Source organism: Paraburkholderia fungorum (assembly GCF_046026025.1).
GTDB classification, from domain to species: Bacteria; Pseudomonadota; Gammaproteobacteria; order Burkholderiales; family Burkholderiaceae; genus Paraburkholderia; species Paraburkholderia fungorum_E.
Genome location: NZ_JAQQFL010000038.1, coordinates 61,514 through 74,822, shown reverse-complemented (window position 1 = coordinate 74,822; position 13,309 = coordinate 61,514). Strand labels below are relative to the sequence as shown.

Annotated in this window: 13 protein-coding genes; 3 read left to right on the top strand and 10 right to left on the bottom strand. The window is 64.1% G+C overall.

The genetic code is table 11. The annotated features are described in order from the left end of the window. Positions 1-67 precede the first annotated feature (67 nt). From mdcH to PQR67_RS31675, 8 genes are all read right to left on the bottom strand, one after another. Positions 68-997, bottom strand: coding sequence for a malonate decarboxylase subunit epsilon (gene mdcH / locus PQR67_RS31710; RefSeq protein ID WP_408466752.1), 930 nt, complete (start codon positions 995-997; stop codon positions 68-70). After that, on the bottom strand, positions 997-1,689 hold the full coding sequence (locus PQR67_RS31705) for a malonate decarboxylase holo-ACP synthase (protein ID WP_408466773.1): 693 nt from the start codon (positions 1,687-1,689) through the stop codon (positions 997-999). Before PQR67_RS31705 ends, mdcH begins: the two co-directional genes overlap by 1 nt. Next, positions 1,689-2,504, bottom strand: a complete 816-nt coding sequence (mdcE, locus tag PQR67_RS31700) for a biotin-independent malonate decarboxylase subunit gamma (RefSeq protein WP_408466751.1) — start codon at positions 2,502-2,504, stop codon at positions 1,689-1,691. Before mdcE ends, PQR67_RS31705 begins: the two co-directional genes overlap by 1 nt. Next, the gene (locus tag PQR67_RS31695; RefSeq protein ID WP_408466750.1) at positions 2,501-3,385 is read right to left on the bottom strand and encodes a biotin-independent malonate decarboxylase subunit beta; all 885 of its coding nucleotides are present in this window, start codon (positions 3,383-3,385) and stop codon (positions 2,501-2,503) included. Before PQR67_RS31695 ends, mdcE begins: the two co-directional genes overlap by 4 nt. Next, on the bottom strand, positions 3,382-3,696 hold the full coding sequence (locus tag PQR67_RS31690) for a malonate decarboxylase subunit delta (protein ID WP_408466749.1): 315 nt from the start codon (positions 3,694-3,696) through the stop codon (positions 3,382-3,384). Before PQR67_RS31690 ends, PQR67_RS31695 begins: the two co-directional genes overlap by 4 nt. Next, positions 3,684-4,601, bottom strand: coding sequence for a triphosphoribosyl-dephospho-CoA synthase (locus PQR67_RS31685; protein WP_408466772.1), 918 nt, complete (start codon positions 4,599-4,601; stop codon positions 3,684-3,686). The genes PQR67_RS31690 and PQR67_RS31685 overlap by 13 nt, the downstream gene beginning before the upstream one ends. A 65-nt stretch (positions 4,602-4,666) precedes the next feature. After that, the gene (gene mdcA, locus PQR67_RS31680; RefSeq protein WP_408466748.1) at positions 4,667-6,337 is read right to left on the bottom strand and encodes a malonate decarboxylase subunit alpha; all 1,671 of its coding nucleotides are present in this window, start codon (positions 6,335-6,337) and stop codon (positions 4,667-4,669) included. A gap of 8 nt (positions 6,338-6,345) precedes the next feature. Then, positions 6,346-7,119 (bottom strand): GntR family transcriptional regulator, encoded by a 774-nt coding sequence (locus tag PQR67_RS31675; protein WP_408466747.1) that lies wholly within the window; start codon positions 7,117-7,119, stop codon positions 6,346-6,348. A 223-nt stretch (positions 7,120-7,342) separates the two neighbouring features. Here PQR67_RS31675 and PQR67_RS31670 point away from each other — a divergent pair, with 223 nt between their 5' ends. Continuing rightward, positions 7,343-8,641: an MFS transporter gene (locus PQR67_RS31670; protein WP_408466746.1), complete on the top strand. Its 1,299-nt coding sequence runs from the start codon at positions 7,343-7,345 to the stop codon at positions 8,639-8,641. Between the two features lie 168 nt (positions 8,642-8,809). On the opposite strand, the gene PQR67_RS31665 is transcribed toward PQR67_RS31670, so the two are convergent. Further along, positions 8,810-10,948, bottom strand: coding sequence for a TonB-dependent receptor (locus PQR67_RS31665; protein ID WP_408466745.1), 2,139 nt, complete (start codon positions 10,946-10,948; stop codon positions 8,810-8,812). A 63-nt stretch (positions 10,949-11,011) separates the two neighbouring features. Here PQR67_RS31665 and PQR67_RS31660 point away from each other — a divergent pair, with 63 nt between their 5' ends. Beyond that, the gene (locus tag PQR67_RS31660) at positions 11,012-11,140 is read left to right on the top strand and encodes a hypothetical protein (protein ID WP_408466744.1); all 129 of its coding nucleotides are present in this window, start codon (positions 11,012-11,014) and stop codon (positions 11,138-11,140) included. A gap of 235 nt (positions 11,141-11,375) precedes the next feature. Here PQR67_RS31660 and PQR67_RS31655 read toward each other — a convergent pair whose 3' ends face one another. Continuing rightward, positions 11,376-12,296 (bottom strand): DMT family transporter, encoded by a 921-nt coding sequence (locus tag PQR67_RS31655; RefSeq protein WP_408466743.1) that lies wholly within the window; start codon positions 12,294-12,296, stop codon positions 11,376-11,378. A 113-nt stretch (positions 12,297-12,409) separates the two neighbouring features. Here PQR67_RS31655 and PQR67_RS31650 point away from each other — a divergent pair, with 113 nt between their 5' ends. After that, positions 12,410-13,294, top strand: a complete 885-nt coding sequence (locus PQR67_RS31650) for a LysR substrate-binding domain-containing protein (protein ID WP_408466742.1) — start codon at positions 12,410-12,412, stop codon at positions 13,292-13,294. Positions 13,295-13,309: the final 15 nt, after the last annotated feature.

Genomic DNA, 13,309 nt, shown 5'->3' with positions numbered 1-13,309 from the left:
CGCAGGGGCTTGTTCTGTCTTCGCGGAAGGAATTCAATGACACTGCGTGGCCGTATTCCGAAGCCCGTTATAGCGCGAGGCGCCGGCGCGCAGTCGCGACCAGCTTGTCGAACGAAAAACTACTCGCGGCAAGCGCGGTGGTGTCGGGAAAATTTTCGCGTGTGATGTCCGTCAATACCTGGCCCGGCGGCGCTTCGATCAGCACACGGGCACCCATTTCCTGCATGACGGTGAGCGCATCGAACCAGCGTACGGTGTGGCGCATATTGGTCGCGAGATCGTCGCGAATGGCCTCCGCCGTGTACAGCGGGCGGCCGCCACGATTGCCGATGTAGGTGCTGTGCGGCGTGTGAAACGGGACATGCTGTGCGTATGCGACCAACTCTTCCGTGGCATGCGCGAGCAGTTCGCAATGTGACGGCACGCTTACCGCAAGACGGACGGCTTTGCGAGCGCCAGCGGCGACGGCGCGTTCGATGAACGCGTCCAGCGCACCGTTCGCCCCGGCCATGACGATCTGACGCGGCGCATTCACATTGCCGACATAGACCCGTTGATGGCCCGCGTTCGCGTGCTGTGCGGCGAGCGTTTCCAGTTGGTGTTCCGTCAAACCCGATACGGCTGCGAGACCGTAACCCGACGGATACGCCGTCTCCATCAATTCGGCGCGCTTTCGCACCATCTGTAACGCGTCGTCAAAGCGAATCGCGCCGCAACTGATCGCCGCCGCATAGGCACCCACTGACAAACCCGCGCTGATCTCCGGCGTGAGTTGTTCATCGGCCAGCGCGCGCGTGATCGCCACGCCCGCGACGGTCAAGCCGATCTGAACGGCCACGGTCGAGCGCAGCGCGTCTGGCGTATCGAGTGTGAGTACGTTGCCGCCGAGCACCTGGGACGCTTCTTCGAGCGTGTCGGCGACTGCGGGATGCTGCGGCAAACGATGCAGGAATCCGTCCGATTGCGCACCCTGGCCGGGAAACAGAAGGGCGAGCATCAGGTATCGGCGTGAGCGGGCGCCCACGGATCGGTAACGAGTTGCGGGCCGCGAGCATGGCGTGTCATCACGCGTGCTTTGTCCGCAGCCCATTCGGCGAGCGCAACGCCGCCCGCAGGTGTTTCCAGTTGCGCGTCCACGCGAATGCCGACGCGTTGTGCGATGGTTTGCAAATGGTTCAGCAACTGAATGGCCGTGTCCCGCGAGAGTTTTTCCGGCGCGCGGATCAGCAGATCGAGATCGCTCGAGAGCGTGACGGTGGGCGCCTGAGTGGCCAGTTCGAAGCCTGTGCTGCCTGTCGGTCCCCAGACGAATTCAGTCAATGCGCTAACCGTGTCGCGTTGTAACGCGGCAAGGGCCACGAACGCAGGCAGCGCATTGCGCCCCGCAAGAGGGCTGCGCCGCGCTAGCGCTTCTGGCGGCACAGCAGTGCCAAGATCGTCCAGATGCGCCCACGTGCCGTAACGCTGCGACCGCTCCACGCCGCGCAAGCCGATCGCCACGAAGCCGTCGGCGGCCAGCGCGCGTCTCACGACCCCATACGGCGCGCGCTCGAACGATCCGCGAACCCAGGCCGGCTCGCCGTCAAACTGCCGCAAACAGTTCAGGCGCAGCAGATCGTGCGGCCGCCAACGCGCGTCGCACGACCGCGCGTGAGTGGCGGCGAAAGGCGGCGTTGCGCAGACCTGCATTACACGGCGTCCCATTGTTCGGCGAGACGCCGCCGCACTTCGATCGAAGCCGCGCGATTCTTTTGGGCCGCGGCCGATTCGAGACGGTGCGATAGATCGCGGCGGCCAGCGCGCGCGCTGCGAACCTGTTCGATCAGCACCTGACGCACGCGCTCGATTTGCGCGGCATCCGGTGCATCGGCGTCGACGTCGCTGATCAACTGATCGAGCAGGCCGAGTTTGGCAAACGACGTCATCGAGTACGACATCGGCACAATGGTTTCGCCGAGCGCGTCGAGTGCTTCCACGGTGCGCCGTGTGACCCGGGCGGCGGCTTCCTTGCCCATGGCGTGAACCATCGTGCCGGGCGCGTCGAGTGCGACGATCCGGTTGGCCTGATAGCCGTGCGCGAGGAATGCGCCCGACATGGCAGGCCCGACGATCAGCGCGATCACCGGATGCCCGGCGTCGCGCGCCGATGCATAGGCATCGACGGCGGCGGCGCAGGCGAGGTGAATGCCGAGCATTTCTTCGCGATAACCATACGCCTGACTTTTCACATCGACGATCGCGACGATCGGGCGGCGCGTGGCGCTCACCTTGTCCTGCGCAACGGCCTCGCGTACCGCGCGCGCGAGCTGCCAGCCTTGCTCAAGACCGACGACGTTGTCGGTCGCGCGGGGAAAGCGGTTGTCGGGATCGGGAACGACCGCAATGAAGCGCGCGGTCTCGCCGCCGAGCGACGCATCGCCGCTCCATACGGGCGCGTGGCAGGACAGTTCGCCGGCTAGCGCATGGAACCAGCGCGCGCCGCGGCTGAGAGTGGCATCGCTCATGCGTGCTCCTTGCGTGCGTTGTTTTGCGCAGGTGGGTTATACACGTCACGCATCGTTTCCGGTGTCACGCTGGCCGGGTCGATCTGCGCGAGGCGCTTGAGGAACGTGTCGACCTGTTCGCTGCGATGGGCAGTTGGCAGTCCGTGAATGAATGCTGAATGCACGGCGGCGCGCACTTCATCCGCATCGTCGTCGACCAGTTGATCGGCGAGGGCGCTCGCAGCCCGTTGTTCGCCGCCGATCAGTTGCCACACGCGGCGCCGGTCGCTCGAGTCGAGTTCTTCGATACCGGCTTCCTGTTCGATCACTTCGGGGCCGTTCATGCCGAGCCGCCCCTGCTTCGTCACGATCAGGTAAGAGCACAAGGCCGCGGCCAGCGACATGCCGCCAAAGCAGCCGACCATGCCCGCGATCACGCCGACTACCGGCACATGCCGGCGCAACGCGACGATCGCGGCCTGAATCTCGGCGATCACCGCGAGGCCGAGGTTGGCTTCCTGGAGCCGCACGCCACCGGTTTCGAACAGCACGACCGGGCGCACGAGCTTGCCGCGTTCGCAGTCCCGCAAGGCCATGTCGAGCGCGGCGGCGATCTTGCTGCCCGAGACTTCGCCGATGCTGCCGCCCTGGAACGCGGACTCGATCGCGGCGACCACGGCCGGTTCGCCGTCGATGGTGCCACGCGCGATCACGCAGCCGTCATCCGCCTGGCAGACGACACCTTGCAGCGGCAGCCACGGCGATTCGATCTTGTCGAACGGTCCGAGCAGTTCGCGGAACGTGCCCGCGTCGAGCAGCGCGCGGGCGCGTTCGCGCGCGGGCAATTCAATGAAACTGTCGCGCAGCATGGGCGCGCGACGGGGGGAGGCGAGCATGTTCATGCGTCGTCTCCCTGTTCCGCTGCTTCGATGGCTTCCGCGAGCCTCAACGCCACGACGCCGGGAGTTGCGCCGAAGTCGTTGATTTCGATCTGCGCGGCGCCGTCGTAACGGCTGAAAAAGCGGTCGAGCACGCTCTTCCAGATGTGGCTGTAACCGTCGACGCTGGTCCGCACGACCACGTGCGCGCTCAGGGCCGCGCTGGTTTCAGCAGGCGAAAGCAGTACTTCCAGATCGCCCGAACCGACTACGCCGACATGCGCGCGGGTGGTGACGGCGCGTTGCGCCGGATAGTCGAAGCTTAGATGTTCCATGAGGCTGTACTCCCATCGGCGTCGTGATGCGCCAGCATGTCGAGAAAGAGGGTGGCGGCGAGCAGATCCGCTGCGCCGCCAGGGGATGCGTTGAGCGACAGCAGTGTGTGTTCGAGTACGACGAGGGCGCTTTGACCGCCCGGCGTTGAACTCCCGCCCGCCTTTAGCACACGGCGTGCGCCGTGTTGTGCAGCGTGCAAACCAGGCAAACCCGCGCGATGCAGCAGACAGGTGTCGTCGAGTGAAGCCATGATCGAGAGCAGGGCGTCGATGCGCGCGGCGTTTTCGTCGACGCCATTGGCTCGCGCCGCGCGCAGCGCGGGCAAACCGATATCGATGACGTGCGGGAAGCCGTCTTGTGCCTCACGGCGTGCGCCGCCCACCTGATAGCGTTGCCGCGCGCGTTCGCCGTGACTATCGGAAGGCGCGGCGAAGCGGTCCGGGAAGCACGCAATCTGCGCGGCGAGCGTGCAGACGTGCGCCGCGTTCAAACGCGTGGCGTTGCCCGGCATCGACGCGCCCGCCACCAGCAGGCCGACGATCCAGATCGCGCCGCGATGCGCGTTGCTGCCGCCGGTGGCATGCAGCATGTCCTGCTCGCCGGCGCGGCCGATCTGCGCGAGTTCGGCGCGCAAGAGCGCGGAGGGTTCACTCCGGTGGCGTGCCGCGCGTGCCAGGGCCGCGAAGGTCGGTTCGAGCGTGCGTGCCGAGCGCAGCATGGTGGCGAGATCGAGGTCGCGATGCGCGCCGCTGCCGCGCCGGTCGACTAGCGCGGGTTTCGGCGTGAGTTGCGCTTCTTCGATCAGCGCGGTGACGGCATGGTGTGCAAGTTGAGCGTCGGACAGCGCCGTCCATCCCCTGACCGTGCCCGTCTCGCGGGCAGCCAGAGCGGCAGTGCGGCGCATGCGTTCAGCCTTCACCTTCGGCAGGGCGTCAGCCTCGCGTTCGAGCAAAGCAGCGGGCGCCATTTTTACCAGCTCCTGAAGCGGGCCGGCGGCGCGTACAGGCCGCCCGACCACGTCACCAGATCGTCGATGCTGCGTGCCGCCAGCAGCGAGCGCTTTGCTTCGCCGCGACGAATGCCGAGGTCCTCCGGATACGCGACGATGCCGCGGCGGCGCAACTCGGCGGTTTTCTCCGGCCTGGCGCGCAGTCCGATCGGCGTCACGCCGGCTACCGCTGCCAATGCCGCACGCCGCTCGTCGATCCCTTCGGCCTTGTGCAGATGCGCGATGCCTTCCTCGGTGACGACATGGCTCACGTCGTCGCCGTAGATCATGACCGGCGCAATCGGCATGCCGTTTTTCGCACCGACGGCGACCGCGTCGAGTTCATCGACGAAGGTCGGCTCGCCCCCTTTCTTGTACGTCTCGGCCATTTGCACGACCAGCTTCTGCCCACGCGAGACCGGCCCCTGATTCTTCAACAGCTTGAGCCATGCTTCGCTCGAATGACGCCGGCCGCGCGGATCGTGGCCCATGTTCGGCGCGCCACCGAAACCGGCAAGACGCCCGCGCGTGACTGTCGACGAATTCGCATCCGCGTCGATCTGCAAGGTCGAGCCGATGAACAGATCGACGCCGTATTGACCGGCCAGTTGGCACAGCACACGGTTCGAGCGCAGGCTGCCGTCGTTGCCCGTGAAAAATACATCGGGCCGAGCCTCGATATAGGCCTCCATGCCAACTTCACTGCCGAAGCAATGGATGCTGTCGACCCAGCCCGATTCGATTGCGGGGATCATGGTGGGGTGCGGATTGAGCGTCCAGTTGCGGCAGATTTTGCCTTTCAGGCCGAGCGATTCGCCGTAGGTGGGCAGCAGCAATTCGATCGCCGCGGTATCGAAGCCGATGCCGTGATTCAGTGAACTCACGCCGTACGGCTCGTAGATGCCGCGAATCACCATCATCGCGGTGAGCACCTGCAGGTCGCCGATATGACGTGGGTCGCGCGTGAACAGCGGTTCGACGGCGAAGGGCCTGTCGGCTTGCACGACCACGTCGACCCAGGAACCCGGAATGTCGACGCGCGGCAGTTCATCGACGATCTCATTGACCTGCACGATCACGATGCCGTGCCGGAACGCGGCGGCTTCGGCGATGGTCGGCGTGTCTTCGGTATTCGGGCCGGTGTACAGATTGCCGTGACGGTCCGCCTTGTCCGCGCACAGCAAGGCGACGTGCGGCGTGAGATCGACGAACATCCGTGCGTACAACTCGACGTACGTGTAGATCGCGCCGATTTCCAGTTGACCGTCTTCGAGCAACTGCGCGACGCGCAAACTCTGCGGTCCGGCAAACGAGAAGTCGACCTTGTGCGCGATGCCGCGCTCGAACAGCGTCAGATGTTCAGGACGGCTGATGCTCGAAATCAGCAGATGCACGTCGTGGATCTTTTGCGGATCGACCTTGGCCAGCGAACGGGACAGGAAGTCGGCCTGTTTCTGGTTGTCGCCTTCGAGTGCGACGCGGTCGCCCGGTTGAATCAGTGTTTCGAGTGCATCGACGATGCGGTTGGTCGGCAGGATGCCGTCTTTCAGCCACGGTGCAACGGACGCGAGGCGACGGTTCTTTTCGTCGCGGCGGGTAGTCCAGGAATGCACGGTGGCGGACGCTTCAGCGGCTTCGGCGGGGCGGTTCATCGGCGGATTCAACTCCCGGTGGTGGTGCGCGTGCGTCTGGCGCGCGGCTTGGGTTGGTTCGCAAGCGCGGCTTCCGCCTGCGCGCGTTCGGTCAGGAAACGATGGAGCAGGTCGCCAGTGCCGAGCAGATGCGCGACAACCAGGGACTGTGCGGCAGGAATATCACGGCGTTGCACCGCGTCGAGCAAGGCGGCGTGTTCATTGTCCGATTCGCCCTTGTACGACGGCAAGCCGAACTTCAGGCGCAAATACCGTTCGCCGCGCCGATGCAGCGCGCCGATCATGTCGTCGAGTTGGGGACGGACGGCGGGCGCATACAGGCTCATATGAAAGGCCACATTGCGCGCGACGTACAACGACGGGTCCGGCTCGCGCTCGGCGGCGCGGCACAGACTGGCGGATTCGCGCAGGGTGGCGGCGGTGTGATTCGGAATCGCGAGGCCGATGGCGAGGCTCTCCAGCGCGGAGCGGATCTCGTAGATTTCACGCGCTTCATCCGCCGACAAGGGGGCCACGGTCGCGCCTTTGTGCACGGCGGTTCTTGCCCAGCCTTCGGTTTCGAGCTGGCGCAAGGCCTCGCGCACGGGAATTGCGCTGACCGAGAAATGCCGGGCGATCGCGTCTTGCCGCAGCGGCGCGCCAGGCGCCAGGGTGCCGTCGACAATCGCCGCGCGCAGCGCCTCCGCGATCACGTGGGACATGCTCTCACGCGGCGCCGCCGCGGGTAGAAGCGGGCTGCGCGCCGGGGCGTCCAGGGGAAAACCATCTATTGCGTCGTTCATGATATCAAATATTATATATGAAAATGAGCGCGTTACAGACGGGCAAACCCGAAAAGCTTCTCACCATCGGCGGCTCGCGGTGCCCTCCCAACGGTGACTCGCCCGGCGTTGCACGAGGCGCATCGCGTCACCAACGGATTCACTAACAGGCGCGCCATCCCGTCGTTCCCTTTATGTCAGAAACGTACTCCATGTACGCCAACCGCAGGGCCGGAGGAGCAAGATGAGTTCACCAACCGACCGTACGTCGGTCGCGCGGCGCCGCACGCCGCTCAATCGTTCGCAGATCGCAGGGTTTTGGGGTGCGTGGGCCGGCTGGACGCTCGACGGGATGGACTCGTTCATCTACGCGCTCGTGTTGACGCCGGCATTGACGGAACTGTTGCCGCGCTCGGGGTACGCCGCGACGCCCGCCAATGTCGGCCTCGCCGGTTCGATTCTGTTCGCGCTGTTTCTGGTCGGCTGGGGGCTGTCGTTTATCTGGGGGCCACTGGCGGACCGCTTTGGCCGTACCAAAGTGCTGGCGGGCACCATTTTCACGTTCGCCATTTTCACGGGACTGGCCGCGACTTCGCACAACGTCTGGGAACTCGCCATCTATCGTTTCATTGCCGGCGTGGGCATTGGCGGCGAGTGGGCGTTGGCCGGGACGTATGTCGCTGAATCATGGCCGGAAGATCGCCGCAAGATGGGCGCCGGGTATCTGCAAACGGGCTACTACGCCGGATTCTTTCTGGCGGCCGCGCTCAACTACACGATCGGCGTGCATTTCGGCTGGCGCGCGATGTTCCTGACCGGCGCGGTACCGGTCGTGGTCGCGATTCTGGTGCTGCTGCGCGTGAAGGAATCGGAGAAATGGCAAAAGGCGGAGGAGGGCACCGTGCGTGCCAAACCGCTGCGCGAAATTCTCGGGCCGACGTATCGGCGCCGCACATGGGTCGCATGCATTCTGCTGACTATTGCAATCGTCGGTTTGTGGGCGGGCGCGGTGTATGAGCCATCGGCTGTGATTCAACTGGCGACGAAAGCCGGCATGACGAAGAACGATGCGATCCGGACGGCGTCGCTGGCCACCGGTTTGCTGTCGATCGCGACGATTCTCGGCTGTCTTGCGTTGCCGCCGCTGGCCGAGCGGATCGGTCGCAAAAAGACTCTCGCGGTTTACTTCATCGGTATGGCAGTGGCGATTGCCGGCAGCTTCGGCTGGGCGTTCTACCTGCCGAATGGGCTGGCGCCGTTTATCGCCTGGCTCTTCGTGCTGGGTTTCTTCGGCGGCAATTTTGCGCTGTTCAGCTTGTGGCTGCCGGAACAGTTCGAGACCCGTGTACGGGCCACCGCGTTCGCGTTCTGCACCTCGTTCGGACGGTTTGTCGGGGCTGGTGTCAACTTTCTGCTCGGCGCGGCCGTCCTGCATATGCATACACTCGGCGTGCCGGTGGCGCTCACGGCGCTGGCGTTTATTGTCGGCTTATTTGTGATTCCGTTTGCGCCGGAGACTAAAGGCGAGGTGTTGCCGCAGTGAGATTGGCCGATTGGCTGAGTGGCGGGCGTGGGTGGCACAGTGCATGATGTGTGTCGGTCGGCGCTCTAAAGTTGGTTCTCTGTCCAGTTGTCGAAAAAAACCGGGCACGCTGCCCGGTTTTTTATTTAGCGCATCAACGTACGCAACGCACGTCACGCTCTACATCAATCACATATGCCATCTTGCCGACACGGTCAGCGTGCGCGGCGCGCCCGGCATGTTGTACATATCCGCGTTACCGTGCGCCGCGATGAAGTACTTGCGGTCGAACAGATTGTCCAGCGTCAACGCCACGTCCACGTTCTTGCCGTGATACCCCGCGCCGAGATCGAACGTGACGAAAGAAGGCAAGGTCACCGCATCGCTCGCCGACGTATAGCGCGCCGACTGGAACTGCGCGCCACCGGCCGCGTAGAAACCGTATTTCAGGTCGCGCTTGATCCACACGCTCGCGCTATGTCGCGGCATCAGGCCCGGCGTATTGTTGTGCAGCACCAGCCCGGCTGAACTCGCTTGCGGCGAGCCGTCGACGTTGCCGTTCAGATACGCATAGCCCGCATACACGGACCACTTTGGCGCGATCTCACCCGTCGTGGACAGTTCCAGTCCGCGTACGTGCTGCGTGCCGATCGGCAGCGCATAAGTCGGGTTGGACGGATCGGCGATCTGCTGGTTGGTCTGCTTCATGTCGAACAGCGCGATGCTCGCGCTCGCGCGGCCCAGGTCGAACTTCGAGCCGACTTCGAAGCTCGTGGTCTTTTGCGGCGCCAGCGCGGAGCCGTTCGCAAACGCGCCGCTGCTGATCAGCGTATCGGCCAGCGGCGAGAACGACTGGCTATATGAGGCGTACAGCGACACCCAGTCGAGCGGTTCGTAAATCAGACCGACACGCGGACTCCACGCGCGATCCGTACGATCCAGATTCACGTGCGCCGAGGTGTAGTCGTTGCGGGTTTGCGTCAGATAGTCGAAGCGCAGGCCGGCCAGGATCTTCCAGTGCTCGGTGAGCGAGATCAGGTCCTGCGTGTAGACGCCGGCGAGTCCCAGCACGGTCGCCGCATTCGTTTTGGCCGCCGTGCCTGGCTTCACACCCGGCAAATTGATGAGTTGCGGATCGTACAGGTTGTACGTCGCGACTTTATTGGTCGAGTAGATGGTGTCGAATTTCTGCTGTTGCGACAGTTCGACGCCGTACAGCAGTTCGTGCTTCATACCGAACAGCGTGGTTTTCTGCGTCAACTCGAAGAGACCGTCCACGCCATGGTCCTGGCGAAAGCGGGTGCTTTGATCGAGTGTGACGACCGGGTTCAGCGCCGTCCTGATCGGCTCATACGTGACGTAGTTTTTGCGTTCGAGCGAGAAGTCGTACGCGCGTACGGCCGTGTGCAACGACAGCGAATCGTTGAAACGGTGATCGAGCGACACGGTCGCGCTCTTCGCCTCCACGTCGTTATAGGAGGTGCTCGCGGCATCCGCCGAACCGTAATACGTGTTGATCGGCACGTTGACCGGGCGGCCGAGATAGGCGGGCAGGCCCTGATCCGAGGTGCGGCGGTCGTGCAGATAATCGGCTTCGATATTGAGGATGGTGTCGCGATCGATGCGGAATTGCGCGGATGGCGCCACGGCCTGGCGATTCAGCTGGAACTGGTCGCGAAAGCTGTTCGAATTCTCGGCGGCGCCCGTGATGCGAAAACGCGCGGCGTCGTTCGCATTCCAGCCGAGATCGAATTCGCCGCGCCGTTCGCCTTCGGTGCCGAGCGTCACGCCCACGGCTTGCTGTGGATTCGCCGTCGGCTTCTTCAGGACGCGGTTGATCAGGCCACCGGCCGAGCCACGTCCATAGAGCACGGCCGCTGGCCCCTTCAGGACATCGACCCGTTCGACGTTCGACAGATCGCGATAGTAGAGCGCGTCGTCGCGAATGCCGTCGACGTACTGATCGGTGATGTTGTTGAAGCCGCGCAGGGTGATCTGGTCGCGCTGACCGTCGCCGACCGAAAAGCCGATGCCCGGCACATTGCGCAATGCGTCCTGCAGCGAGCTTGCGTTCTGTTCATCGAGCAGCGCGCGTGGCACGACGTTGACCGTTTGCGGCACGTCCATCAGCGACATGTTCATCTTCGTCGCGGTGTTCGAGGTGCTCGAGTCGTAAGAGCGGTCGGCCGCGGCCTGGACCGCGATCGCGGGCAGCGTGTTGTCGGCCGCGCCGGCGGTGGGCGTAACCTGCTGCGCCAGCAAAGGTTTGGCGCTAGCGAGAGAAGTGGCGAGCAGCAATGCGCGGTAAGTATTCTTTTTGACGTTCATGGCAACGTTCTTTGAGTATGGATCGATGGGTGTTATTGGTTTTGGGGTGCGGCAAAAGCGGTCATGCAAAAGCGCCAGGCGGGCGCAAAGAAGGCGCAAGCTGGCGCGCACGACTGGATAGAAGTCGTGTGGTCGGTCAGGCGAGACGAAGTGGCGAATTCCCTGTTGCTGTCGAATGAGTCTGGAAATTGAAACGGCCGGGGCGCCGTGCGTCAGTGCGCAGAATGCGCGGACGTGACATCGGCTGCCTCGGAACGGCATGTCGATGTGGGAACGGGGGGTGCAGCAGAAGCCGGATCAATGCCCGGCTTGTAATATTCGGAAATTATAAACGAGAACTATTCTCGATTGTGCGAAATGAATGGAAAATGCGGGGTTTTTGCAGGGTTTTTTTTCGACGAAATGAAAACTCGCGACTGCTCAATCGTCAGTCAGCGTGATGCCGCGCGCGTCCGCCGGGACGCAACATCGACAGTAGCGGCCAGCCGAGATTCACACCGAGGCTGGCGATCACGATCAAGGCCATGCCCGCGAGTTGCGGCAGCGAGAGCGCCCGCCCATACACAACGGCGTCGACCACGATCGCCGTGAGCGGATAGACGAACAGCAGCACAGCGATGACCGGCGTGGTCAGTTTCGGTAGTGCGCCGTAGATCAGCACGTACGAGAGCCCCGTATGCAGCACGCCCATGCCGACCAGCCAGAACCACTGCATCGGTCCGATATGCACGGCGGTAAGCGGCGCGATGAACGGCAGGCACACCACGCCGACCGCGCACTGCGCGAGCGTCAGCAGATGCGGCCGCAAATTGCCGAGTCCCTTGGCGATCAGCGTGACGCTCGCATACAGCACCGAGCCCGCCAATGCCTCGCCGATGCCGATCAGATAGCTCGTGTGCCCCTGCAGATTCTCGGTAGCGGCTACGCCCGAGGCCAGAACAAGCCCGACGAAGGCGGTCGCGATCCAGCCGAGCCGGTCGGCGCCGAGGCGTTCGTTGAAAAGCGCCGCGCCCATCAGCACGACCCAGAACGGCTGCACGTGAAACACCACGGTCGCCACCGCAATGCTGGTGCGGTGAATCGCGTCGAAGAAACCGACCCATTGCGTGACCATCAGAACGCCGGAGATCAGCGCGAGCGCGACGGTGCGCCGCGTGAAATGCGCGCGTGTGAAGAAGCCTTTCCACGCGCAATACGCGGCGAGCGAGAGGAAACCGAACAGGCAGCGAAAGAACACCAGCGTCAGCGCGCCGAGCCGCGCTTCTTCGACGAAGATGCCGAGCGTGCCCATCAGAAGCCCGCCGCTGGCCAGCGTAATGGCGCCGTGTTGACGTTGGGTGAGGGACATGCGAAGCCGCTCCGGAAATAGGTCACTAAGGTGGAGACACCAGTATTGCGTGGCTTGCCTCACGTCGACAAACGAATTAAATTGAGAAATTCCATAAGCTGGATTGATAAATCATGCACCCCGAATTCGACGTCGATTTACTGCGGACCTTCGTCGCGGTGGTGGAAACGGGCAGTTTCACGAAGGCTTCGACCACCGTGCACCGCTCGCAGGCGGCGGTCAGCATGCAGATCAAGCGGCTCGAAACCATGCTCGGCACCACGCTGTTCGCCCGCACCACGCGCAATCTCTCGCTCACGCGGCCCGGCAATACGCTGCTCGAGTACGCGCGGCGTGTGCTGGCGTTGCATGAGGAGGCGTGGTCGGCGATCGTGCGGCCCGAGGTGACCGGGCGCGTGGTGCTGGGCGCGCCGGACGATTACGTGTCGTCGCTGCTCTCGCCGGTGCTGCGGCGCTTCTCGAACCTGTATCCACACGTGGAGATCGAGATCGTCTGCGCGCAAAGCACCTCGCTCGCGCCGATGCTGGCCGATAACAAGATCGATCTCGCCTTCGTCACGCGCGACCGCAAACTGCGCGGCGAATTCGTGCGCAGCGAGCCGATGGTATGGGTGGGGGCGTCGGCGGATACGCCGGTGCTGGCGGCGTCGCCGCTGCCGGTCGGGCTGTATGAGCCGGGTTGTGTTGCGCGCCAGCATACGCTGGCGGCGCTGGATGGCGCGCGGATCCGCTATCGGGCGGCGTTTAGCAGCGCAAGTCTGATGGGCCTGGTGGCGACCGTGGATGCGGGGCTTTCGGTGATCGCGCTGACGCGTTGCAGCGTGCCGTCGCGGCTGACGATACTCGGCGAAGCGCAAGGCTTGCCAAAGATCGCGCCGCTGGAAATCGTGGTGGCGCGCAGCGCGAAATCGGACCGGCCGACCTGCGATTATCTGGCCGCGCAGATGGTGCAGGATTTGTCGCTGCGCCCGCAAGCGCGCGGAGCGGCGAATGCGTGAGGGTGCTGCGCGCGC